The sequence below is a fragment of the Micromonospora sp. WMMD714 genome (assembly GCF_029581315.1).
In the GTDB taxonomy this organism is placed as follows: Bacteria; Actinomycetota; Actinomycetes; order Mycobacteriales; family Micromonosporaceae; genus Micromonospora; species Micromonospora rifamycinica.
Map to the genome: position 1 here is coordinate 951319 of NZ_CP120744.1, position 23092 is coordinate 974410.

General features: G+C 74.4%; 19 protein-coding genes and 1 pseudogene. 8 read left to right on the forward strand and 12 right to left on the reverse strand.

Features of this window, described 5'->3' with window-relative positions:
* Positions 1-4: 4 nt before the first annotated feature.
* A complete protein-coding gene (locus O7625_RS04325; protein WP_067311399.1) occupies positions 5-631 on the reverse strand; it encodes a DUF47 family protein in 627 nt (208 codons plus the stop codon).
* 146 nt (positions 632-777) lie between these two features.
* Positions 778-1749, reverse strand: coding sequence for a PPK2 family polyphosphate kinase (locus tag O7625_RS04330; protein ID WP_282344478.1), 972 nt, complete (start codon positions 1747-1749; stop codon positions 778-780).
* Positions 1750-1901: 152 nt separating this feature from the next.
* Between O7625_RS04330 and sigJ the strand changes: the two genes are divergently transcribed.
* On the forward strand, positions 1902-2876 hold the full coding sequence (sigJ, locus tag O7625_RS04335; RefSeq protein ID WP_282344479.1) for an RNA polymerase sigma factor SigJ: 975 nt from the start codon (positions 1902-1904) through the stop codon (positions 2874-2876).
* Positions 2877-2913: 37 nt separating this feature from the next.
* Here the strand turns inward: sigJ and O7625_RS04340 are convergent, their stop codons facing one another.
* Complete coding sequence (locus O7625_RS04340; RefSeq protein ID WP_282344480.1) at positions 2914-3420, reverse strand: DUF402 domain-containing protein; 507 nt, start codon at positions 3418-3420, stop codon at positions 2914-2916.
* A 139-nt stretch (positions 3421-3559) separates the two neighbouring features.
* Between O7625_RS04340 and O7625_RS04345 the strand changes: the two genes are divergently transcribed.
* Positions 3560-5764 carry an ATP-dependent DNA helicase gene (locus O7625_RS04345; RefSeq protein WP_282344481.1) on the forward strand — a complete coding sequence of 735 codons (2205 nt, stop codon included), beginning with the start codon at positions 3560-3562 and terminating at the stop codon, positions 5762-5764.
* 86 nt (positions 5765-5850) lie between these two features.
* Here O7625_RS04345 and O7625_RS04350 read toward each other — a convergent pair whose 3' ends face one another.
* Positions 5851-7200, reverse strand: a complete 1350-nt coding sequence (locus O7625_RS04350; protein WP_331715227.1) for an AI-2E family transporter — start codon at positions 7198-7200, stop codon at positions 5851-5853.
* Positions 7201-7310: 110 nt separating this feature from the next.
* Here O7625_RS04350 and O7625_RS04355 point away from each other — a divergent pair, with 110 nt between their 5' ends.
* Both O7625_RS04355 and O7625_RS04360 read left to right on the forward strand, forming a co-directional pair.
* Positions 7311-7658 carry a co-chaperone GroES gene (locus tag O7625_RS04355; RefSeq protein ID WP_067305245.1) on the forward strand — a complete coding sequence of 116 codons (348 nt, stop codon included), beginning with the start codon at positions 7311-7313 and terminating at the stop codon, positions 7656-7658.
* Positions 7659-7770: 112 nt separating this feature from the next.
* Positions 7771-7938 carry a hypothetical protein gene (locus tag O7625_RS04360; RefSeq protein ID WP_172898438.1) on the forward strand — a complete coding sequence of 56 codons (168 nt, stop codon included), beginning with the start codon at positions 7771-7773 and terminating at the stop codon, positions 7936-7938.
* Positions 7939-7966: 28 nt separating this feature from the next.
* Here O7625_RS04360 and O7625_RS04365 read toward each other — a convergent pair.
* Positions 7967-9482 (reverse strand): annotated as a pseudogene (locus O7625_RS04365) (PrsW family intramembrane metalloprotease).
* Between the two features lie 27 nt (positions 9483-9509).
* Positions 9510-10769 (reverse strand): FUSC family protein, encoded by a 1260-nt coding sequence (locus tag O7625_RS04370; protein WP_282346803.1) that lies wholly within the window; start codon positions 10767-10769, stop codon positions 9510-9512.
* A gap of 65 nt (positions 10770-10834) precedes the next feature.
* Here O7625_RS04370 and O7625_RS04375 point away from each other — a divergent pair, with 65 nt between their 5' ends.
* Positions 10835-11506: a metal-dependent phosphohydrolase gene (locus tag O7625_RS04375; protein WP_282344482.1), complete on the forward strand. Its 672-nt coding sequence runs from the start codon at positions 10835-10837 to the stop codon at positions 11504-11506.
* Here O7625_RS04375 and O7625_RS04380 read toward each other — a convergent pair.
* Entirely contained in the window at positions 11493-11777 is a 285-nt protein-coding gene (locus O7625_RS04380) for a DUF4031 domain-containing protein (RefSeq protein WP_282344483.1), read from the reverse strand. The genes O7625_RS04375 and O7625_RS04380 overlap by 14 nt on opposite strands.
* A 35-nt stretch (positions 11778-11812) precedes the next feature.
* On the opposite strand from O7625_RS04380, the gene O7625_RS04385 reads away from it, so the two are divergent.
* Positions 11813-13213, forward strand: coding sequence for an FAD-linked oxidase C-terminal domain-containing protein (locus O7625_RS04385; RefSeq protein WP_282344484.1), 1401 nt, complete (start codon positions 11813-11815; stop codon positions 13211-13213).
* A 107-nt stretch (positions 13214-13320) separates the two neighbouring features.
* Here the strand turns inward: O7625_RS04385 and O7625_RS04390 are convergent, their stop codons facing one another.
* Together O7625_RS04390 and O7625_RS04395 are read right to left on the reverse strand one after the other, a co-directional pair.
* The gene (locus O7625_RS04390) at positions 13321-13827 is read right to left on the reverse strand and encodes a hypothetical protein (protein ID WP_282344485.1); all 507 of its coding nucleotides are present in this window, start codon (positions 13825-13827) and stop codon (positions 13321-13323) included.
* A 173-nt stretch (positions 13828-14000) separates the two neighbouring features.
* Positions 14001-15827: a glycerol-3-phosphate dehydrogenase/oxidase gene (locus O7625_RS04395; RefSeq protein WP_067305327.1), complete on the reverse strand. Its 1827-nt coding sequence runs from the start codon at positions 15825-15827 to the stop codon at positions 14001-14003.
* Between the two features lie 200 nt (positions 15828-16027).
* Between O7625_RS04395 and O7625_RS04400 the strand changes: the two genes are divergently transcribed.
* Complete coding sequence (locus O7625_RS04400; RefSeq protein ID WP_282344486.1) at positions 16028-18568, forward strand: S8 family serine peptidase; 2541 nt, start codon at positions 16028-16030, stop codon at positions 18566-18568.
* Positions 18569-18767: 199 nt separating this feature from the next.
* Here the strand turns inward: O7625_RS04400 and groL are convergent, their stop codons facing one another.
* From groL to O7625_RS04415, 3 genes are all read right to left on the reverse strand, one after another.
* Positions 18768-20390, reverse strand: a complete 1623-nt coding sequence (gene groL / locus O7625_RS04405; protein ID WP_067305265.1) for a chaperonin GroEL — start codon at positions 20388-20390, stop codon at positions 18768-18770.
* 278 nt (positions 20391-20668) lie between these two features.
* Positions 20669-21394, reverse strand: coding sequence for a hypothetical protein (locus O7625_RS04410; protein WP_282344487.1), 726 nt, complete (start codon positions 21392-21394; stop codon positions 20669-20671).
* 611 nt (positions 21395-22005) lie between these two features.
* Positions 22006-22209 (reverse strand): cold-shock protein, encoded by a 204-nt coding sequence (locus tag O7625_RS04415; RefSeq protein WP_067305333.1) that lies wholly within the window; start codon positions 22207-22209, stop codon positions 22006-22008.
* Positions 22210-22433: 224 nt separating this feature from the next.
* Between O7625_RS04415 and O7625_RS04420 the strand changes: the two genes are divergently transcribed.
* The gene (locus O7625_RS04420; RefSeq protein WP_282344488.1) at positions 22434-22964 is read left to right on the forward strand and encodes a GNAT family N-acetyltransferase; all 531 of its coding nucleotides are present in this window, start codon (positions 22434-22436) and stop codon (positions 22962-22964) included.
* The last annotated feature ends 128 nt before the right edge of the window (positions 22965-23092 follow it).

Consider the following 23092-nt stretch of genomic DNA (forward strand, 5'->3'; position numbering starts at 1 on the left):
AGGATCAGGACTCCTTGACCGCGATGGTCTCGACCGTGTTCGCCACGTGCTCGAAGGCGTCGCAGGCGGCCTCCAGCTCGTCGGCGACCTCCTTCATCTTCAGCACCGTCAGCGCGTCGTACTCGCCCGAGAAGAGCCGGACCAGCAGCATCCGGTACGCCTGGTCGCCGTCGTTCTCCAGCCGGTTGCACTCGATCCAGTAGTCCTCGAGGTCCTTCATCGACTTCAGCCGGGGCATCGCCTCGGCGGTCAGCTTGGCCTGGAGGTCGAGCACGTTGACCAGCTCGTGCAGTTCGCGCGGCAGCGACGGGAGCTTGGTGAGGCCGTACAGGTAGAGCAGGTTGCCGACCGCCTCCAGGTGGTCCATCACGTCGTCGAGCAGCGAGCCCAGCCGGTAGATGTCCTCCCGGTCGAACGGCGTGATGAAGGTGGAGTTGATCTTCTTGTAGAGATCGTGGGTGATCTGGTCGCTGTCGTGCTCGACCTCGGTCAGCCGTTCGCTGACCGACTGCACGTCGACGCCGGGCAGGGCCAGCTCGTTGAGCAGCTCGGTGCCCTTCACCAGGTTCTGCGCGGCCCTGGTGAAGAGCTCGTAGAAAGCGCCCTCGGTGGGACGGAAGGAAAACTTCACAGCACGGACCTCGTCGTGTCGGTAGAAGGGTGGCCGCCGCCCCAGGGGGCGTCCGCTGAAGCATGCTAGGTACCCCACCGGGGCGGGTCGTCGCCGGCCTACCCCCGGTCAGACCCGATTCACCGCTCGTTCACCTGCCGTTCACCTCAGCCGTCCCCACCGCCACTCGCCAACCGCCGCAGCTCCCGTTCCACGTCGAAACCGGCAGCCGGATACCCCAGATCAAGACCCTCGAACGTCTCCCGCAGCAGGTGCGCCACCGCCCAGTCCCGGTACCACTTACGGTCCGCCGGCACCACGAACCAGGGCGCGGCGTCCGTGTCGCACCGCCCCAGCGCCTCCGCGTACGCCGCCTGGTAGTCGTCCCACCGCGCCCGGGAGTCGAGATCGCTCGGCTGGTACTTCCAGTGCTTCGTCGGGTCGGTCAGCCGCTGCGCCAACCGCCGCGCCTGCTCCTGCGGGGAGATGTGCAGCATCACCTTCACCACTGTCACGCCCCCGTCGACCAGCTCCCGCTCGAAGGCGTTGATCTGGTCGTACCGGGACCGCCAGGTCCGCTCCGGCACCAGGGCGTCGACCCGGGCCACCAGCACGTCCTCGTAGTGCGAGCGGTTGAAGACGCCGACGTAGCCGGGTGGCGGCAGCGCCCGGCGGATCCGCCACAGGAAATCGTGCCGCAGCTCCTGCCGGGTCGGCGGACCGAACGACCGGATGTGCAGGCCGAGCGGGTTCATCGCCCCGGCCACCCGCTTGACCGTGCCGTCCTTGCCCCCGCAGTCCATCGCCTGGAGCACCAGCAGCAGCCGACCCGGCCGACCCCGGCCCAGCCCGGCACCGCCCCTGGTCGGGGTCGAGGCCTGGGCCGCGTGCGCCCCGGCCGCCGCGGTGGCGAAGAGCATCTCCTGCTGCCGGGCCAGCCCGGCACCGATCAGCTCGACCTGCCGCCGGGCCCAGAGCTTGCGCTCCTTCCCCTCACCCGCCGCCGCCGGAAGGCCCGGGGTGGACCGGGGATCCACCGCGCCGAGATCGACCGGCCCACCGTCCGACGCCACCCGCAACCACCGCCGTACCGGCCCACCAGCGGGTACGGCGATCTCCGTCTCCTCGTCTGCACGCATCCCCCGATCCTCGCCCACCCCCGCCATCCCCGCCTCCCGGGCTCAGGAGGGTGGACGGGACGCGGCCCGGATGTCACGTTTCGGGGCGGCCCGCCGTCCGGTGGGCGGGGAGGATCCGGTTCCGTCGGGGACCGGCCGAACGGGGAGGGATCGTGGTGACGGTGGACCTGGTGGCGGAGTTCGAGGCCGAACGCGGGCGGTTGACCGCGCTGGCCCACCGGATGCTGGGCAGCCGCAGCGAGGCGGAGGACGCCGTCCAGGAGACCTGGCTGCGGTACTCCGGGGCGCTCGCCGACCCGCGCAGCCGCACCGAGATCCGGCACCTGGGCGGCTGGCTCACCACCACCTGCGCCCGGATCTGCCTCGACGTGCTGCGCTCGGCCCGGGTCCGCCGGGAGACGTACCCGGGTCAGTGGCTGCCGGAGCCGGTGGTCACGCCGTGGCGCGCCGGCGGGCCGGAGCCGGACGGCTTCGCCCCCGACCCGGCCGACCGGGCGGTCCGGCGCGACCGGCTCGGCACCGCGCTGCTGGTCGTCCTGGAACGGCTCACCCCCGAGCAGCGGGTCGCCTTCGTCCTGCACGACGTCTTCGCGGTGCCGTTCGCCCGGGTCGCCGAGGTGCTGGCGAGCACCCCCGAGGCGGCCCGCCAGCTCGCCTCCCGGGCCCGCCGGGCGGTCACCGCCACCGACGCGCCCCGGCACACCGCCGGCCCGGCCGAGCAGCGCGAGGTGCTCGCCGCGTTCGCCGCCGCGACCGAGTCGGGCGACCTGGACGCGCTGGTCCGGGTACTCGCCCCGGACGTGGTGCTGATCGGCGACGGCGGGGGGCACTTTCCGGCGGCCCGCCGACCGGTCGTCGGGGCCGACCCGGTGGCCCGGTTCCTGCTCGGCCTCTTCACCCGGGCCGGCCGCTACGGCCAGCGGCTCCGGGCCGATCCGGTGCTGGTGGACGGGGTGCTCGGGCTGCACCTGGAGACGGTCACGCCCGACGGCCGCCCGCTACGGATGGTCACCGGCTTCGCCGTGCACGACGGCCGGATCAGCGGCCTGTTCAACCAGCTCAACCCGGACAAGCTGCACCGGCTGCCCGACCTCGACCCGGCCGCCACCTGGCCGCCACGCTGGTGACCCCGACCGATCCCGACCCCGCACCCGGGCCGTCGGGTCAGACCACCAGGGCCAGCCACGTGCGGTACGCCGAGGCGAACGGTTCGGTGCCGTCGCCGAGGGCGGTGAGCAGCCGGGTCGCCGCCGCCCGGGCCTGCGCCACCGCCTCGTCCGGATAGCCGAACCGCACCCGGTGCTCGGCGAACTCGTCCTCGTCGCGCAACTCCACCAGGCCGGTGGCCCGGCGACGCACCACGTCCAGGTCGAGATCGATCAGGTGGACCGTGTCGTCGCCCTCCCAGCGGGCCGGGGTGGTGATGTCGCAGTAGACCTCGCTGGTCCTCGGCGGCGGGTTGAACATGCCCGTCCACCAGGCCTGATGCGGCACCAGCAGGACGAAGGGGATCTGCTCCACCGAGGGTCGGCCGTGGTAGACCGACGCGGTGCCGGCGGTCACCCCGAGCCACACCCCGAGGTCGTCCTCGGTCAGCCGGCGGGCCGGGTAGTCACGGTGGGCGCTGCCGTCGTACTTGCGGTAGATCACGCGGACCGTGTCGCTCGGCATGAGTCGCACCCTAGCCGATTCCGCCCATCCGTCGCCGTAGGGAGGTGACCGGTCAGCAGTGACGACAATCCGCACGGTGACCGCGCCACGCGGGGGCAGCGGCGGGCGGCGTGTCGGCGGCGACGGGTACCGTCGCACGGTGACTGCGTCCCGTACCGCCGCCGGCCCCAGCACCCCCTCGGCCCGCTCCGGACGGCGGCGCGGCGGCCGGCCGAGCGGCACCGAACTGCTCGCGGCGGCGGTCGGCGCGGTGCCCGGCGGCGCGGCCCGGCCGGGCCAGCAGCAGATGACCGAGGCGATCGAGCGCAGCGTGGCCGCCCGGGAGCACCTGTTGGTGCAGGCCGGCACCGGCACCGGCAAGTCGCTGGCCTACCTGGCCCCGGCGTTGACCGTGGACGGCCCGGTGGTGGTCTCCACCGCCACCCTGGCGTTGCAGTCCCAGCTGGTCGAGCACGACCTGCCCCGGCTCGCCGACGCGGTCGAGCCGCTGCTCGGCCGCCGCCCCACCTTCGCCGTGCTCAAGGGCCGGCACCACTACCTCTGCCTGGCCCGGTTGGACAACTCCACCGAGGACGAACCGGAGGACACCCTCTTCGACGCCCCCGCCGCCCGGCCCGGGGGCGGGACGAAGTGGCTCGGTGAGGCCGGTCGGATGGGCAAGCAGATCCAGCGGTTGCGCGACTGGGCCGAGAAGACCGACACCGGCGACCGGGACGAGCTGGACCCGGGCGTCGACGACCAGGCGTGGCGGCTGGCCTCGATGCCCGCCCGGGAGTGCGTGGGAGCGTCCCGCTGCCCGTTCGGTCAGGAGTGCTTCGCCGAGGCCTCCCGCGCCCGCGCCCGGGAGGCCGACATCGTGGTCACCAACCACAGCCTGCTCGCGGTGGACATGCTGGCCGGTCGGCACATCGTCCCGCCGCACAAGCTGCTGATCGTCGACGAGGCGCACGAGCTGGCCGACCGGGTCTCCTCGGCGGCCCAGGCCGAGCTGGTGCCGGAGCTGATCGACCGGTCCGCCCGCCGCGCCCGGCCGTTGCTGCGGCCGGACGTCGCCGACCGGCTCACCGAGGCCGGCGACGCGCTCGCCGTCGGGCTGGCCGAGGCCCCGGCCGGCCGGCTCACCGGCGGCCTGCCCGGCCCGTTGCGGGAGGCGTGCACCCTGCTCGACGCGGCCACCCGGGCCGCCCTCGACGCGATCGGCGACGTCAAGGCCGACGACCCGGACCCGGTCCGCAAGCAGCAGGCCAAGTCGGTGCTCGACGAGCTGTCGACCACCGCCCAGCGGCTGCTGGAGGAGGCCGACCACGACGTGGCCTGGGTGGAGAAGCCGGACAACGGCAGCCGGCGGGCGCTGGTGGTCGCGCCGCTGTCGGTCGCCGGTACCCTCGCCGCCCACCTGTACGACGAGCGCACGGTGGTCGCCACCTCGGCGACGCTGGCGCTGGGCGGACGGTTCGACACGGTGGCGCGGGCGCTCGGGCTGGAGGCGCCGCCACCCGCCCCGCCGTCCCCGGCCGCCGCCGCGCTGGCCACCGCCGCCGCCGGCCGGTCCACCGGGGTGCTCGGCGGCGGGGCTACGGTCGGCACCGCCACCCCCGGCCCGGGTGCCGGCGGGGTGGCGACCGCGCCGGGCAGCCGACCCGCCACCGGCGTGGTGCCGGCCACCTCGGGGCCGGGCTGGTCGTCGCTGGACGTCGGCTCACCCTTCGACTACGCCCGCCAGGGCATCCTGTACGTCGCCGCGCACCTGCCCCGGCCCAGCGTCTCGGGGCTGCCCGAGGCGGCCGGCGAGGAGCTGCTGCGGCTGGTCGGCGCGCTCGGTGGCCGTACCCTCGGGCTGTTCTCCTCCCGGCGGGCCGCGCAGCAGGCCGCCGAGCTGCTCCGGGCGCGCACCGACCTGCCGGTGCTGCTCCAGGGCGAGGAGGCGTTGCCGTTGCTGGTCCGCCGGTTCCGGGAGGAGCGGTCCAGCTGCCTGTTCGGGGTGATGTCGCTCTGGCAGGGGGTGGACGTGCCCGGCGACTCGTGCCAGCTCGTGGTGATCGACAGGTTGCCCTTCCCGCGCCCCGACGAGCCGCTGGCGGCGGCCCGCGCGGCGGCGGTGGACGCGGGCGGCGGCTCCGGCTTCTCGGCGGTCAGCGTGCCGATCGCGGCGGTCCGGCTGGCCCAGGGGGTGGGCCGGCTGATCCGGGCCACCGGCGACCGGGGGGTGGTGGCGGTGCTCGACTCGCGGCTGGAGACGGCGCGCGGCTACGGGCCGTTCCTGCGCCGTTCGCTGCCCCCGTTCTGGTACACCACCCGCCCGGAGGTGGCCCAGGGCGCGTTGGAGCGCCTGGCCAAGGCGTGACCTACCCGGAAGCCGCCCGCCCCGAGGGGAACGGGCGGCTTCCGCGTGTCGTGGGGTGACCGGACGGGCCGGTCCTTCCGCCGTGGTCAGGGCGCCTGGGAGGCGACCACCACGGCGTCCGGTGGGGTGTCCGGCACGCTGCGGGCCGACAGCCGGCGGACGGCGGTGTTGAGCACCGCGATCAGCGGCACCGCGACCAGCGCGCCGGTGATGCCGGCGAGCACCACGCCGGCCGCGATCCCGATGATCACCGCCAGCGGGTGGATGGCCACCGCCCGACCCATGATCAACGGTTGCAGCAGGTGCCCCTCGACCTGCTGCACCCCGATCACCACGCCCAGGATGATCAGGGCGGTCACCGGGCCGCTGTCGACCAGCGCCACCAGCACCGCCACCACCCCGGAGAGGAACGCGCCGACGATCGGGATGAACGCGCCGAGGAAGACCAGCGCGGCCAGCGGAAAGGCGAACGGGATGTCGAAGACGACCAGGAAGATGCCGATCCCCACCGCGTCGATGAACGCCACCAGCACGGTCGCCCGGACGTAGGCGCCGAGCGTGGCCCAGGACGCCCGGCCGGCGTCGTCGACCTTCCACCGGGCGGCGACCGGCAGCAGGCGGACCAGGAAACGCCAGATCCGGTTGCCGTCGCGCAGGAAGAAGAAGGTGGCGAAGAGCACCAGGACCGCGCCGGTCAGCACCTCGGCCAGGGTGGCGGCGGTGGCGAGCGCCCCGCTGGTGAACTTCTCGGTGTTGCCGTTGATCCAGCCCTGCGCCTCTTCGATGTAGCGGTTGAGCTGGCTGTCGGACAGGTGCAGCGGGCCGGTCTTGAGCCAGTCCTGGATCTGCCGCACGCCCTGCGACGACTTCGCGCTCAGCTCCGGCACACCCTGGATGAACTCGTTGACCACCAGGGTCAGCGTGCCGAAGACCGCGACCAGGCCGCCGACCATCACCACGCCCGTCGCCAGCGACCGGGGGAACCGCACCCGCAGCAGCCAACCCACCGCCGGAGCGAGCAGCGCGGAGAGCAGCAGCGCCACCGCCAGCGGGATGATCACGATGCTGATCGTCCCGACGATCCTGAGCAGCGCCCAGGTGACCACGCCGATCACGATCAGCCGCCACGACCAGGCGGCGGCGATCCGCAGCGCGTGCGGCACGTCCGCGTCGTCCCGGCTGGAGGTGGAGTTGTGCATGGCCGCCGGCGGCTCGGCCCCGACCACCGTCGCCGACGGCGCCGCCGCCGGGCCGGGCGACGCCGGCGTGGCCACCCCGACCCCCTCCGGGGCGTCGGCCGGATCGGCACGCCCTGCCCGGACCGACTCCCGTCCGGACTCGTACGCGCGGCGGAGCCGGCCGCGTACCCGCTCGAAGCGGCTCAAGCGCACCTCCTGAAAACGACACCGGGCCGCCCACGACGACGGTCCGGACAGGGTACGTCCATGTGCCCGCCACCGTAGGGCAGTTCCGCCACACATTGCCCCGAGCCGCATCGGCTCAACCACCGGGTAGCCGCCTCCGGGCCACACGGTAGCGTCGTGGCGTGACCGTCGACCCGAACCTCGACACCGGCCTGCCGATCCGCCTGCTGCACGACCGGGTGCTGGTGAAGGTGGACGGCAGCGAGGGCGAACGCCGCTCCACCGCAGGCATCGTCATCCCCGCCACCGCCGCCGTCGGCAAACGGCTGGCCTGGGCCACCGCCGTGGGGGTGGGACCGCACGTCCGCGCCGTCGTGGCCGGCGACCGGGTGCTCTTCGACCCCGACGACCGCTCCGAGGTCGAACTGCACGGCCGGGGGTACGTCCTGCTGCGCGAGCGGGACGTGCACGCCGTCGCCGCCGAGCGGGTGGAACACGAGCCCACCGGTAACACCGGCCTCTACCTGTAGGACGCCGGGCTCCACCGCGTCCGGCCGGCGGCCCGTCCCCGTCCCCGGCTTTCCGGTTTGCCCTGCTTCCCGGCGGGAAGCCAGGGGCGTCCGGACGCCCTGGGGAGGGACGATGCCGATTCTCGTGAAGAAGGTGCTGCTCTGGGGCAGCGTCGCCTTCCTGATCTACTTCATGGCGTTCCGCCCGGACGGGGCGGCGCAGCTGTTCAAGGGGATCGGGGCCGCCCTGATGGCGATGGCCCAGGGCCTCGGCGACTTCCTCACCAGCCTGATGAGCTGACCCCGGCCGGGCGACCACGAGGTGGCGGTCAGTAGTGCGGGCCGGGCGACCACGGGGCGGCGGGACGGTGGCCGTACCACCCGGGCGGGCCGTAGCCGGCCGGGGCCGGCGGAGGCGGTGGGGCCAGCACCACCGGGATCGGCACCACCGGGGAGTCCGGGGCCTCGACCACACGCTGCGTGCCGTCCGGGAACCGCAGGTGGTAGCGCTGCCCGTCCCAGACCCCCACCGGCGTCTGCGGATCCCGGCCGACGAAGAACGACCGGTAGGCCGCGATCGTCTCCAGCAACTGCCGCTCCTCCCGCAGCGTGCGGTCCCGCTCGGCGGGCTTACGGTCCAGGCCACGCCGCATCCCGTCGCGCAGCAACGCCAACCGGGTCGCGGCGAACTGGTAACCGCGCATCGCCCGTAACCCGGCTTCCCCGCCGACCCGCCGCGCCCAGGTCCGGGCGGCGTGCCGACGACCCAGGCTGCCCAGGGCGGCCACCTCGGGCGGGCTCAACCAGCCCGCCCGCACGTAGTCGGGCAGGGTCCGCTCGGTGAGCCGCCCCTCCCAGGCCCGCAGCCAGACCGCGAAGCCGACCATGCCGAAGAAGATCGGCACCATCACCGCGACCATGCCGTAGAAGAAGATCACCGCCTGGCCGGTGGCCTGCACCAGCGTCGGGATCAGGTTCCAGGTGCCGTGCAGCATCATCGCCAGCAGCAGGCCGGCGATCGGGGCGAACACCCGGACCCGCCGGTCGGCGGTCCGCGCGGCGATGCCCAGCCCCACCCCGGTCATCGAGGTGAACAGCGGGTGGGCGAAGCCGAAGAACAGGATCCGCGAGATGAAGATGACGATCACGTTGCGGACGCCGGTCGCCGGCCCCCACTGGTCGACACCCGAGGCGTACCCGAGACCGCCCAGGTAGAGGATGTTCTCCACCATGGCGAACCCGACCGCGGAGAGCCCGCAGTAGACCAGGCCGTCGGTGATCCCGGACCACTCCCGGCGACGGAAGATCAGCAGCAGGATCGGGCCGAGCGCCTTGGTCAGCTCCTCGATGAACGGGGCCACCAGCACCCCGGTCAGCGACGACGACACCCCCCACTCCTTGAACAGGGCAGCGAAGCTGTTGTTGACGGTCAGCGAGGCGGCGGTCGAGACGAACGCGCCCCAGGCGAAACAGAAGATCAGGTATTTCAGCGGCTCCGGCTCGTAGCGGTCGAGCCAGAGGAAGCAGGCCACCAGGACCGGCACCGGCAGGATCGCCGCGGTCACCCCGACCAGCAGCGCGTCCAGGCCCAGGTTGGAGCCGAGCGTGTAGAGCATGTAGACCGCGCAGGCCGCGATCAGCAGCACCACCCCGGCCAGCGCCAGGACCCGCCGCCAGCCGACGCGGCGCGGCGGCATCCCGGGCGCGGCGGCCTCCGGCGAGGGTACGGCGGGCGCGGGCGGCGGGGTGTCGGCCATGCGGATCAGCGTAGTCATCCCCGGCCCGTTCGGCCGGGCTCTCCCACCTGCGGGGCTCCCCCGCCGGTCGGCGACCCGACCGGAACAGGCCGGACCGCACCGGGCCAGCGGAGCGTCAGCCGAGCGGCGGGGCGCTCGGGGTCTTCGCAGCGGAACCCGGCGCGGCCGGTCCCCCGTCCGGCGCACCCTGGCCGCCGAAGGCCTGCCGGATCAGCCGGTTGGCCTCCTCCTGGTCGATGCCGGACGCCACCAGCAGGTCGCTCGCGGTGGTCCGCACCTGGGCGACCACCACGCTGCCGGAGAACCCGACCCCCTGGTCGTACGCCCGACCCGCCTCGCTGACCGCGCGCAGGGACCGTTCCCGGGCCTGCTCCGGCTCCTCCCCGGCGGCGAACTCGTGCCGCAGCAGACGAACCGCCTCGGCCAGGTGGGCCACCGCGTCCGGCATCGGCTCCGGCACCGCCTCCCCGTCCTCGATCATGGTGACCGACCGCCGGATCAGGGTGCCGCTGTTGCGCATCGCCCGGTCGATCGGCTCGGCCGCCTCGGCGTAGTGGGTCAGTTCGCTGCGCCGGTGCCACCGGGCCGGGGAGAGCGTGCTGGTCTCCTTCGCCCCCTCGATCGCCTCGGCCAGGGTGGCCAGCTCCTCCTTGTTCTCCCGGAGCCGGTCCAACGCCCGCTGGGCGGCGGCCCGGTCCCGCTCGCGCATCGCCTGGGCGCAGGCGTCGAGCTGACCGGCGAGCAGGTCCAACGCGGGCCGGGCCGCCCGGTTGATCACCCGGAGCGGGTTGAGCGGCAACAGGATCGCCGTGACCAGTAGGGCGATACCGCCGCCGACGAACGCGTCGACGAACCGGGGCAGCTCCAGATCGTCGGTGGACGGGCTCAGGGTGACGATCAGCACGGCGGTGGCGGCGGCCTGGATCACCACCGCCACGCTCGCCCCGAAGAAGGTGGTGAGCAGGATGGCCGCGGTCACCACCAGCCCGAGTTGCCAGCCGCCGGTGCCCAGGAAGTAGATCAGGACGTCGCCGAGGAACACCCCGACCGCCACCCCGACGATCAGCTCCACAGTCCGCCGCAGCCGCTGGCCCACCGAGGCGGCCAGGGTGCCCACCGCCGAGATCGGCGCGAAGACCGGCTGCGGGTTGCCCAGCAGGTGGTGCGACACGATCCAGGCCAGGGCGGCGGCGAGCCCCGCCTGCACGGCCAGGCCCAGCGCCATCCGGACCTGGTGCAACCGGTCGTGCAGGGTCGCCCGGCCCCGGTGACGCAGATAGTCCATCGCCTCGGCGATCCGCGCGGAGTCGACGTCGTCCCGGCGGTCGCCGAGCCCGACGCGACGCCTCAGCGACGGTCCTCGGTCCCGGGCCACGGCCATGGCGGGGACTACCCGCGCGGGACCGGTCCAACCCGTCCGGGTGCGGCAGAATCGTCCCGGTGACCGAGCTGATCGACCGCTGGCGGGTGGCGGCACGGGCCGCCGGGGCCGCCGACGACCGGCCGCTGGCCGCCGCCGGGGCCGCGCTGCTGGCCCGCTGGGCAGAGCCGCACCGGCGTTACCACACCACCGGCCACCTGCGGGCGGTGCTGGATCTGGTGGACCGGCACGCCGACCTCGCCGACCGGCCGGAACGGGTGGCGCTCGCCGCCTGGACGCACGATGCCGTGTACGACCCGCGCGCCGCCGGGGACGCCAACGAGCAGGCCAGCGCCGAGCTGGCCGGCGTCCTGCTCACCGGCCTCGGGGTGCCGGCCGCCACGGTGGCCGAGGTCCGCCGGCTGGTGCTGCTCACCGCCGGGCACGCGGTCACCCCCGGGGACCGCGACGGCGCCCTGCTCTGCGACGCCGACCTGGCGATCCTGGCCACACCCCCCGAGATCTACGACGGGTATGCCGCCGCGATCCGCGCCGAGTACGCCCATGTGCCCGAGCCGGACTTCCGCGTCGGCCGGGCGAAGGTCCTCGACGGGCTGCTCGGGTTGCCCGCCCTCTTCCGACTGCCCCCGTTGGCCGACCGGTGGGAGGCGCCCGCCCGCGCGAACCTGCGCCGCGAGCTGGCGACCCTGCGCCGAGGGTGCGGCCGCCGCCCCGGCATCAGGGGCGGATGAGATTCCCGGGGCCGGCGAGGTGCTTCGGGCGGCGCAGGCCGGCGGCGTACAGCAGGCGGACGATCTCCCGGCTGGGCACCACCCGGGCACCGAGCCACACCGCCACCGCGAACCGGTCGGCGGGGATGTCGTAGTGGTCCCGGTCGAAACCCCGCCGGGGCGCCCCGAGCATCTCGGCGAAGGCGTGCAGCTCGGCCGGGGAGACATCGCTGATCAGGTGCGACCAGAGCCGACCGCGCCACGGCCAGGCGGGGCGGTCCAGGTAGAGCATGGCGGCCAATCTAGCCGCCGGTTAGCCTCGGCCGCATGGCTGGCTCCCCCCTCCTCGACGACCTGCGGGCGGCCCTCGGCGACGAGGCCGTCCTCACCGACCCGGATCTGCTCCGACTGCACCGCCGCGACGAGGCGGACCTCTGCGCCGCCGGTACCCCGCTGGTGGTCGTCCGCCCCCGGGACACCGCACAGGTGGCGGCGGTGGTGCGGGCGGCGGCCCGGCACGGCGTACCGGTGGTGCCGCAGGGGGCGCGGACCGGCCTGGCCGGCGCGGCGAACGCGGTGGACGGCGCGGTCGTGCTGAGCACCGTCGCAATGACCGCGATCCGGGAGATCGACCCGGTGGCCCGGATCGCCGTGGTGCAGCCGGGCGTGGTGAACGCCACGCTGGCCGGGGCGGTCCGCGTGCACGGGCTGTACTACCCGCCGGACCCGGGCTCCTGGGAGTCCTCCACCATCGGCGGCAACGTCTCCACCAACGCCGGCGGCATGTGCTGCGTCAAGTACGGGGTGACCGCCGAGTACGTGCTGGGGCTGGAGGTGGTGCTCGCCTCCGGCGAGGTGCTGCGCACCGGCCGGCGTACCGCCAAGGGGGTAGCCGGGTACGACCTCACCCGGCTCTTCGTCGGCGCGGAGGGCACCCTCGGCGTGATCACCGAGGTGACCGTGGCGCTCCGGCCGACGCCCGAGGAGTCGCTGACCATGGTGGCGGTCTTCGACTCGACCGCGGGGGCGGGGACGGCGGTGGCCGGGATCGCCGCCCGGGGGCTCACCCCGAGCCTGCTGGAGCTGCTCGACCGGACGCACCTGCGGGCGATCGAGGCGTACCGGCCGATGGGGTTGCGGACCGATGCCCGTGCGCTGCTGCTCGCCGCCGTCGACACCGGCCCCCGGGCGGCGGCGGACCTGGCCCGGATCGCCGAGGTCTGCACGGCGGCCGGTGCCGGGGAGGTCTACACGGCCACCGACGCGGTGGAGGCGGCGGCGCTGCTCCAGGCCCGTCGGCTGGCCCACCCGGCGATGGAGAGGTTCGCCGCCGACACCTACCCGGACGGCAACGGTGGCCTGATCATCGACGACGTGGCGGTGCCCCGGGGGGCGCTCGCCACGCTGCTGGACGGGGTGGACCGGATCGCCGCCGAGTGCGCGGTGCCGATCGGTGTGGTCGGCCACGCCGGGGACGGCAACCTGCACCCGAACATCGTGGTGGACCGGGCCGACCCGGCGAGCCTGGCGCGGGGCCGGCGGGCCTTCGACGAGATCATCCGGCTCGGCCTGGAGCTGGGCGGCACCTGCACCGGCGAACACGGCGTCGGACTACTCAAGCGGGACTGGCTGGCCCGGGAGGTCGGCCCGGTCGGCATGCGGGTGCATCAGGCGGTCAAGGCGGCGCTCGACCCGACCGGCCTGCTCAACCCGGGCAAGGTGCTCTGACCCCACCCGCCGGCCCACCGCCGCGCGGACCGGACGGCGGACGCGGGACCACGGCGCGGACCGGCGGACGCGGGCCGGCGGGCGCGGGCCGGCGGGCGCGGGGCGGCTCAGCGGGTGGGTTCGGCCGGGGTGGCCTGGGTGAGCAGGAGCAGGATCTCCCCGGCCACCGCCGGCCGCTCCTCACCCGGGCAGTCCTGCGAGGTGATCAGCCCGGTCGAGGTGACCAGGCTGGACGTCAGCGCGTCGATGCAGCTCGCCCGGTACCGCCGCGCCTGGTCGGTCTCCTGGGCCAGTCGCGGGTCGGCGAGCAGCCCGTGCAGCCGCTGCACCTGCTCGACGTCCAGGGAACCGGTCGAGGTGACCCCGTCTCCGGCGCAGTCGTCGCACTCCCACCGGCCGTCCGGTTCGATGGTCAGCGTCCGCAGTGGACCATTGTCACCGAGCTTCTGCACCAGGCTGACCCGGTTGGCGGTCGCCACCGGGGACGGCGTCCCCCGGCCGCCCTCCGCTGTGGAGCCGCCGTCCCGGTCGACCATCGCGCAGCCGGCCAGGGCGACCGTCAGGACGACGAGGGCGGGGACGACGGACGCGCGTGACCACTGAGGGGGAACCACGCGCCGGAACCTATCCCACCGCAATGCCGTCCGGAACCCACCGACCGGCCCGGCACCGGCACGGGGGCCGGCCCGGCACGGGTGGGCCGGGGCACCTCCGACCGGCCCGGCGGCGGCGAAGGGGGCACCCTCGACCGGCCCGCCGCCGGTGAGCGGGGACCGCCCCGGACCGGTCAGCGCAGGGGCGTCGGCAGCTCGATCGGGCCGCCCGCGCCGCCGTCCACCCCCCGGTCGGCGGCGAATCCCCGGACGTCGGGGGCACCCAGCCGGGCCGCGTCGGCGGTCGCGTCGTCCGGCATGAGCTGGGACTCCCGCTCCGCCTCGACCCGGGCGCGGTAGTGCGCGACCTCCCGCTCCCGGGTGGTCGCGTCCCAACCGAGCACCGCGCCCATCAGCTCCGCCGTGTGCCCGGCCGAGTCGAGCCCCCGGTGGCTCGTCTCGAAGGAGATCCGGGTACGCCGGGTCAGCACGTCCTCCAGGTGCAGCGCGCCCTCGGAGCGGGCGGCGTAGGTCACCTCGGCGGCCAGGTACTCGGGTGCGCCGGCCAGCGGCGAGGCGAGCAGCGGATCCGCGGCGATCAGCGTCAGCAGTTCCAGGGTGAGCGTGCCGTACCGCTCCAGCAGGTGCTCGACCACACCCACCGGCACCCCGTGCCGGCGGGCCAGGTCGGCGCGGTCCCGCCACATGGCGGCGTACCCGTCCGCGCCGAGCAGCGGCAGGTCGGCGGTGCGCGACGGTCGTACGCCGCCGAGCCGGTGGGCGGCCCGGTCGACCACGTCGGCGGCCATCACCCGGTAGGTCGTGTACTTGCCGCCGGCCACCAGCAGCAGCCCGAGCATCGGCTCGAAGACCGCGTGCTCCCGGGAGAGCTTGGAGGTGGAGTCGGCCTCGCCGGCCAGCAACGGGCGCAGCCCGGCGTAGACGCCCTCGATGTCGGCGCTGGACAACGGCCGGTCCAGCACCGTGTTGACCTGGTCCAGCAGGTACCGGATGTCGCGGGCGGAGGCGGCCGGGTGGGAACGGTCGAGCTGCCAGTCGGTGTCGGTGGTCCCGATGATCCAGTGCCCGCCCCAGGGGATGACGAAGAGCACACTCGTCGCGGTACGCACGATCAGCCCGGTCTCACCGGTGATCGCCGAGCGGGGCACCACCAGGTGCACCCCCTTGGAGGCCCGGACCCGGATGCCGGGGCGCAGCCCGACGTCGTTGAGCATCCGGGACATGTCGTCGCTCCACACGCCGGTGGCGGCGATGACGGTACGGGCGCGTACCTCGAACTCGGCGTCCGGGGAGCCGGCGGGGGCCTCCAGGTCGCGGACCCTGACCCCGGTGACCTCCCGGGCCTGCCGCACCAGCCCGACGGCGCGGGCACTGCTCACCACGGTGGCGCCCATGCTGGCGGCGGTACGGGCCAGGGTCACCACCAGCCGGGCGTCGTCGACCTGGCCGTCGTAGTAGCGGATCGCCCCGGCCAGCGCGTCGGCGCGCAGGCTGGGGAAGACCCGGCGGGCCCCCTCACGGCTCAGGTGCCGGTGCAGCGGCATCCCCCGACCGGTGCCGAAGATCCCGGCGAACGCGTCGTAGGCGGCCACCCCGGCGCCGTAGTAGGAGCGCCGGAACAGCCGGGCCGGCAGGTCCCGCAGGCCCTTGCCGGCGGGGAGCGGGATCAGGAACGGGACCGGCCGGACCAGGTGCGGGGCGAGCCGGGTGGCGAGCAGCCCCCGCTCGGTCAACGCCTCGTGGACCAGGTGGAACTCCAGCTGCTCCAGGTAGCGCAGGCCGCCGTGGATCAGCTTGCTGGACCGGCTGGACGTGCCGGCGGCGAAGTCGCGGGCCTCGACCAGGGCGACCTTGAGCCCCCGGGAGGCGGCATCGAGCGCGGCACCCGCGCCGGTCGCCCCACCGCCGATGACCAGCACGTCGAACCGCTCGGCCCGGAGCCGGCGCAGGTCCGCGGCGCGGCGCACCGGAGAGAGCTGGCCGGCGGCGACTCGGGTCACGTTGGGGTCACGCACCCGTCCACCGTATCCGCCCGGACCCACGGACAGCAGGTGCGGAGGCGACCGGGATCCGATCCACCGGCGCGGTGCCGCCGGGCGACGGGCCGGCCGGGCGACGCAACCGGAGCCACCGGGGCCGTCGGTGACCTGCGGCAGGGCCGAACGCTCCCACCGGACGGGCCGCGTCGTACTGTTTCCGGATGTTGGCCGACGCACCTCCTCCGCCGGGTCACGGCTTCCCGCCGGGCACCGGCCGTCCGCCCGGCCCGTGGCCGGTGGTGGCCGCCGCGCTCGCCGGTGGCTGGACGGTCGCCCTCGCCGCGCTGCTCCAGGTGGTCGGGTGGTCGGTCGAGCAGTTGCAGGTGGCCGCCGGGTGGGACCGGTGGGGGTGGCTCTGGCCGGTGCTCAGCCTGGTCACGGCCCTGCTGGTGGGCCTGCCCGCGGTGCTGCTGGCCCTGCTGCCCCGCTCGGCCGGGGTCCGGGCGGCCGGGCGCGGTTGGCTCAGCGCCGGGCTCGCCCTGATCGCCCTCGGCTCCCTGCGGGCGCTTCCGCCGGTGCACCACGAGCTGTACCTGGCGGTGCTGGCCGCGACGGCGGCCCTGCTCGCGGCGCTGGCCACCCGCCTGCCCGCCCCGACCACCGCGCCCCGGCACCCCGTATCCACCCGGCACCCCGGCCAGCCCTGGCAACCCGGCCCGCCCTGGCAGCTCGGCCCGGATCCGCAGCCCGGCCCGGACCCGCAGCTCACGCCGGACCGGCAGGCCGGGCACGGTCCGCGCGGGGTGGCGGGCGGTGCCGGCCGGACCCGGGCGGTCACCCTGCTGGCGGTGGCGGCCGGGCTGGCCCTGCTGGTGCCGTGGGTCTGGTTCGGCGCGCTCGGTGGGCTGCTGGAGACGGTGCTCGCCGGGCTCGCCGCGACGGCGCTCGGCCTGCTGGCCGGGGCGCTGCTGGGCGACCGGTTCTGGTCCCCGTTCACCGGCGACGGGCCGCCCCGGGCCGCCCGTACCGTGCTGGTCGGCGGCCTGGTCGCCGGCATCGTCCTGCTGCTGCTCGTCGCCGGCACCGGCCAGTCCGGCGCCCAGCTTCCCGCGCTGCTGTACGTACCGCCGCTCGGTTTCGTGCTCGGCGCGTGCCAGGTGGCGGCCCGGCGGGCCGGCGCACCGGCCGGGGCCGCGCCGGTCCGCTGGCTGGTCGGCCTGGCGGTGTTCGGTCCGCTGGCCCTCACCGACCCGGAGGAGATCTCGATCCTGCTGGCCACCACCCGCGACGTGCCGTACTGGGTCGCGGTGGCGACCGGCGTCGGGCTCGCCGTCGCGGTCGTCCTGGCCATCGGGTACGGGGTGCTGCTCGCCCGGCCGCACGGGCGTGCCCCCGGCCAGCTGGTCGCCGCGTCGAGCGCGGCCGTCCTGCTCCTCACCGTCGGCGTGGTGGAGGTGACCGCCGGCCGCCCCGGCCTGTACGGCGAGCGGCTGCTGGTGGTGCTCCGCGAGCAGGCCGACCTCTCCAACCTCCCCACCGGTACGCCCGGTCGGGCCGGCCGGCAGGCGCGGACCGCCGAGGTGCACCGCCGGCTGGTGTCCACCGCCGAGCGCACCCAGGGCGCGCTGCGCCGGGACCTCACCCGGCTACGCCTCGACCCGACGCCGTACTACCTGGTCAACGCGATCGAGACCGACGGCGGACCGGCGGTGCGGGCCTGGCTCTCCACCCGGCCCGAGGTGGCCCGGGTGCTGGTCAGCCAGCGGCTCCGGCCGTTGCCCGCACCGGCACCGGCCAGCCGGGGTGACCAGCCCGCCCCGACCGGCCCGGAGTGGAACATCCGGATGCTCGGTGCCGACCGGGTCTGGTCGGAGTTGGGTGTCACCGGCACCGGGGTCGTGATCGGCAGTTCGGACTCCGGGGTCGACGGCACCCACCCGGCGCTGGCCGCCGGGTTCCGGGGCGGCGACGACTCCTGGTACGACCCGTGGGACCACACCCGCGCCCCGACCGACACCGGAGGTCACGGCACCCACACCACGGGCAGCGCGGTGGGGCGCGACGGTATCGGAGTGGCCCCGGGCGCGCAGTGGGTGGGCTGCGTCAACCTCGACCGCAACCTGGGCAGCCCGGCGCGCTACCTGGACTGTCTGCAGTTCATGCTGGCCCCGTTCCCGGCCGGTGGTGACCCGTTCACCGACGGTCGACCGGATCGGGCGCCGGACGTGCTCACCAACTCGTGGGGGTGTCCACCGGTGGAGGGCTGCGACCCGGGTGCGTTGCGTCCGGCGACGGCCGCGCTGGAGGCCGCCGGCATCCTGGTGGTGGCCGCCGCCGGCAACACCGGGCCGGACTGCGGGTCGATCGTCGACCCGCCCGCGCCGTACCCGGACGTGCTGACGGTGGGCGCGGTGGGTCGCGACCGGACGGTGACCGAGTTCTCCAGCCGTGGTCCCGCCGCCGGTGGGGCGGGCAAACCCGACCTGGTGGCCCCCGGGGCGGGGATCCTGTCCGCGATGCCCGGCGGCGGCTACGCCACCCTGGACGGCACCTCGATGGCCACCCCGCAGGTGGCGGGGGTGGTGGCGTTGATGTGGTCGGCGAACCCGGCGCTCGTCGGTGACCTGGCCCGGACCCGGGGCATCCTGCGGGACACCGCGCAGCCGGCCGGACCCGCCGACCTCAGCTGCGGCCCGGCGGCGGCGTCGACCGGAGCCGGCCTGGTCGACGCGTTCGCGGCGGTCCGGACGGCCCGGCCCTGACCGCCCCTGCTCCGGGCGGGAACCCCGGGCGCTGACGGCTCCGTGCTCCGGGCGTGAATCGAGGGGCGCCGACCGCTCCGCGCTCCGGGCGGGAACTGCGGGACGCCGACCGCCAGCGCTCCGGGCGGGAAGCGGGTCATGGATACGGAGAGGGGCGGACCGCTTGCGCGGCCCGCCCCTCTCGGCGTTGGAGCTGGACTCAGAAGTCCATGTCCCCGCCACCCGGGCCAGCCGGGGCGGCCGGGGTCTTCTCCGGCTTGTCCGCCACGACGGCCTCGGTGGTGAGGAAGAGCGCCGCGATCGACGCGGCGTTCTGCAGCGCCGACCGGGTCACCTTGGCCGGGTCGATGATGCCGGCGGCCAGCAGGTCGACGTACTCACCGCTGGCGGCGTTGAGGCCGTGACCGGCGTCCAGGTTGCGGACGCGCTCGACGACCACGCCACCCTCGAGGCCGGCGTTGACGGCGATCTGCCGCAGCGGGGCGTCCAGCGCGATCTTGACGATCTGCGCGCCGGTCGCCTCGTCGCCGGTCAGGTCCAGCTTGTCGAAGGCGGTCTTGCCGGCCTGCACCAGCGCGACACCACCACCCGGGACGATGCCCTCCTCGACGGCGGCCTTCGCGTTGCGGACGGCGTCCTCGATGCGGTGCTTGCGCTCCTTCAGCTCGACCTCGGTGGCCGCGCCGACCTTGATCACCGCAACGCCACCGGCCAGCTTGGCCAGCCGCTCCTGCAGCTTCTCGCGGTCGTAGTCGGAGTCGCTCTTGTCGATCTCGGCCCGGATCTGGTTGACCCGGCCCTGGATCTGGTCGGCGTCGCCGGCACCGTCGACGATGGTGGTCTCGTCCTTGGTGACCACGACCTTGCGGGCGCGGCCCAGCATGTCGAGGCTGGCGGCGTCGAGCTTGAGGCCGACCTCCTCGCTGATGACCTGGCCACCGGTGAGGATGGCGATGTCGGTCAGCATGGCCTTGCGACGGTCACCGAAGCCCGGCGCCTTGACGGCGACCGACTTGAAGGTGCCCCGGACCTTGTTGACGACCAGGGTGGCGAGGGCCTCGCCCTCCAGGTCCTCGGCGATGATCAGCAGCGGCTTGCCCGACTGCATGACCTTCTCCAGGATCGGGAGCAGGTCCTTCACCGACGAGATCTTGCTGTTGGCGATCAGGAGGTACGGGTCGTCGAAGACGGCCTCCATACGCTCCGGGTCGGTCATGAAGTACGCGGAGATGTAACCCTTGTCGAAGCGCATGCCCTCGGTGAGCTCGAGCTCCAGGCCGAAGGTGTTGCTCTCCTCGACGGTGATGACGCCTTCCTTGCCGACCTTGTCCATCGCCTCGGCGATGATCTCGCCGACGGTGCTGTCACCGGCGGAGATGGAGGCGGTGGAGGCGATCTGCTCCTTGGTCTCGACGTCCTTGGCGAGCTTGGACAGCTCCTCCGAGACGCTGGCCACGGCAGTCTCGATGCCCCGCTTCAGGGCCATCGGGTTGGCACCGGCGGCCACGTTGCGCAGACCCTCGCGCACCAGGGCCTGGGCCAGGACGGTCGCCGTCGTCGTGCCGTCACCGGCGACGTCGTCGGTCTTCTTGGCGACCTCCTTGACCAGCTCGGCGCCGATCTTCTCGTACGGGTCCTCGAGTTCGATCTCCTTGGCGATGCTCACACCATCGTTGGTGATGGTGGGGGCGCCCCACTTCTTCTCGAGCACCACGTTGCGGCCCTTGGGGCCGAGGGTCACCTTCACGGCGTCGGCGAGCTGGTTCATGCCCCGCTCGAGGCCGCGGCGAGCCTCTTCGTCGAACGCGATCATCTTGGCCATACGGCGTTGTCCTCCTGGACACTCACGGGCCACCCGGGTGTTGTGCCCCGGACGGGCCGCCTGGTGTACGCACCTTGGGGACGTCGCCACCTGGCGACGACGACGTCCTCCTCGGTCGGGCCGGACAGCCCGCGACGACCGGCCTCGTGCCACCCGACGCCATCGAGACGTCGGTGTGACCGTGGCCCTACCGCCCCGACCATTGGCACTCATCGTATGCGAGTGCCAATGACTTGTTTAGCACTCTCCCCTGCCGAGTGCAAGCACGATGGGGCCGGTCAGCCGAGTTCCGCCACCAGTCGCGCGGCGTTCACCGGCCCCTCCTGCGCCCGCTGCTCGGCGTACGTCACCACCAGACCCACGAGCTGCACCAGGTAGACCGGGGCCACCAGCGCCGCGCTCACCAGGATCACCGCCACCGCGCCCACGGCGGTGCCGGGCGCGGTGAACGGGTCGGTGCCGAACGGCAGGGTGCCGACCGACTCCACCACGGCACCGAGCGCGCTGCCGAGGAACAACGCCAGTGCGACCAACGACACCCGGCCGAGCACCATGCCCAACCGGTCGTGGAACATGCGGAACGAACGCCCGATCGGGCTCTGCCCCTCGAACAGGTAGACCGGGCCGGCGAGGGCGAGCGCGAGGGCGAGATAGATGCCGGGCAGCAGGCAGAAGCAGAAGCCGACCCCGATGAGCACGCCCATCACCACCATCCAGCCCCACAGTCCGAGGCAGCGGCGGGCGCCGTAGCGCAGCGCGCCGGGCAGGTCGGCCGACTGACCGGCGGCCTGCCGGGTCACCACCCAGGTACCGCCCGCCCAGCCGATGCCCTGCACCACCCCGAACGCCAGCGCGATCAGCGCCACCGAGGCACCGTAGACCGCCAGGTCGGTGAGGTAGCCCTCCGGAATCGAGCCGTCGGCGGGCAGCTCCGTGGCGTCCGGTCCGGTGCCGAACGAGAGCAGCGACACCGCCACCGCCGGCACGGCCTGGGTGAGCAGCATCAGCGGAAGCAGGATCCGCCACCCCCGGCGCAGCGCCCCGGTGCACCGGGCGAACCAACCGTCCAGCCCGGCGTACGGCGGATTGACCAGCGGGTCCGGCGGACCCCAGGCCCCGCCCCCGGCGTACGGCGGAAAACCGCCCGCACCCGGCGGAAAACCGCCCGCACCCGGCGGGAAACCGCCCGCACCCGGCGGGAAACCGCCACCCGGGGGAAAGCCGACCCCACCCGGCGGGAAACCGCCGGTACCGCCCGGCGGGAAGCCCGGGTGGGGACCTGCGGGGGGCTGCGGGTTACCGGGGTACGGGTAGGCCCAGCCCGGCGGGCCGGTCCCGGCCGGTCCCCACGGCGGCGGCCCCCATTGCGGCGACCCCGAGGGTGGCGGCCCGGACGGCGACCCCCACGGCCCGCCCGAGGACCCGGCAGCGGGGTCGGGCGGACCCGAAGGTGACTGGTCGGACATGAACCCTCCTCAGCGAGGACGCCTGGACGGTTCACGATCTTTCCTGGCACGCACCCCCACCGCCATCCGTCCCGCGGACGCTCCGACAGGTGGGACCGGACGGTCCACCGACAGGACCGACATCCGGGCGATGGGACCGCCGGGGCAGGTCAGGCGATGACGCGGACCCGTTCGGCCTGCGGACCCTTCTGGCCCTGGGCGATCTCGAACTCCACCCGCTGACCGTCGTCCAGCGCCTTGTAGCCGTCCATCTCGATGGCGGAGAAGTGGACGAAGACGTCCTGCCCGCCGTCGACGGCGATGAAGCCGTAACCCTTTTCGGAGTTGAACCACTTGACGGTGCCCTGTGCCACGGTGCACTTCCTCACTCTGCGCGGCGTTCCACAACCCCGGGATGCCGGCTGGCCGACAGCGGAGAACCACCCGTTTCAGCGATCGGTGAAGGCCGCTGAATCGGTGACCGAAATCGCACGCTACACGAGGAGTGACGACTGCGCACGACCACAAATAGGGCTAAATCAGACGGGTATCGACCCGGCCACCCATCGTTAACCATCACTGCGCTATGCATGCCTACATGACCTCCGCCCCGGCCCCTCCGGCGACCCGGACGGCCCCCGTGCGCCGGGTGCGCCCGAACGACACGGCCCGGATGCGCGCGCTGCGGCTGGAGATGCTCGCGGACGCGCCGCTGGCCTTCCTGGAAACCGTGGCCGAGGCCGCCGCCCGCCCGCACGCCCAGTACGCGGCCCGGATCGCGTACGTCTCCCAGGGGTGTCACACCGCCCAGTTCGTCGCCGACCCCGGGGGCCGACTGGTCGGCCACGCCGGCGGGACCGCCTCCCCCGACGAGCCGGACCTGACCCTGGTCTACGCGGTCTACGTGGCCCCCGCGTGGCGCGGCACCGGCCTGCTCGGCGCGCTGATCGACGAGGTGGCCGCCTGGTCCCGTGCCTGTGGCCGACCGCAGCTCATGCTGGAAGTGGTGGTCGGCAACGACCGGGCCTGCCGGGCATACCACCGGCTGGGCTTCACCGACACGGGAGTCCGCGTCCCCCACCCCAAACTCCCCGCCCTACGCGAACTCCAGATGCGCCGCCCCGCCTGACTTCCCGCCCGCTTCCCCTCCTCACCCACTCCCACCCCGCCCCGCTCCACCCCCGCTCCACCCAGCCCTGCCCCGCTCTGCCCGCCCCGCCCCGCCCCGGTGATCAAGAGATTCAAGTCCCGAAAGCC

Bases quoted from the DNA above. Each gene is read 5' to 3' on its own strand.
- O7625_RS04380 (WP_282344483.1), bottom strand. From the start codon at position 11,777: ATGCTCTACCTGGACCGCCCCGCCTGGCCGTGGCGCGGTCGGCTCTGG.
- O7625_RS04400 (WP_282344486.1), top strand. From the start codon at position 16,028: ATGTTGGCCGACGCACCTCCTCCGCCGGGTCACGGCTTCCCGCCGGGC.
- O7625_RS04340 (WP_282344480.1), bottom strand. From the start codon at position 3,420: ATGCCGAGCGACACGGTCCGCGTGATCTACCGCAAGTACGACGGCAGC.
- O7625_RS04410 (WP_282344487.1), bottom strand. From the start codon at position 21,394: ATGCTGCTCACCCAGGCCGTGCCGGCGGTGGCGGTGTCGCTGCTCTCG.
- groL (WP_067305265.1), bottom strand. From the start codon at position 20,390: ATGGCCAAGATGATCGCGTTCGACGAAGAGGCTCGCCGCGGCCTCGAG.
- O7625_RS04385 (WP_282344484.1), top strand. From the start codon at position 11,813: ATGGCTGGCTCCCCCCTCCTCGACGACCTGCGGGCGGCCCTCGGCGAC.
- O7625_RS04330 (WP_282344478.1), bottom strand. From the start codon at position 1,749: ATGCGTGCAGACGAGGAGACGGAGATCGCCGTACCCGCTGGTGGGCCG.
- O7625_RS04420 (WP_282344488.1), top strand. From the start codon at position 22,434: ATGACCTCCGCCCCGGCCCCTCCGGCGACCCGGACGGCCCCCGTGCGC.
- O7625_RS04360 (WP_172898438.1), top strand. From the start codon at position 7,771: ATGCCGATTCTCGTGAAGAAGGTGCTGCTCTGGGGCAGCGTCGCCTTC.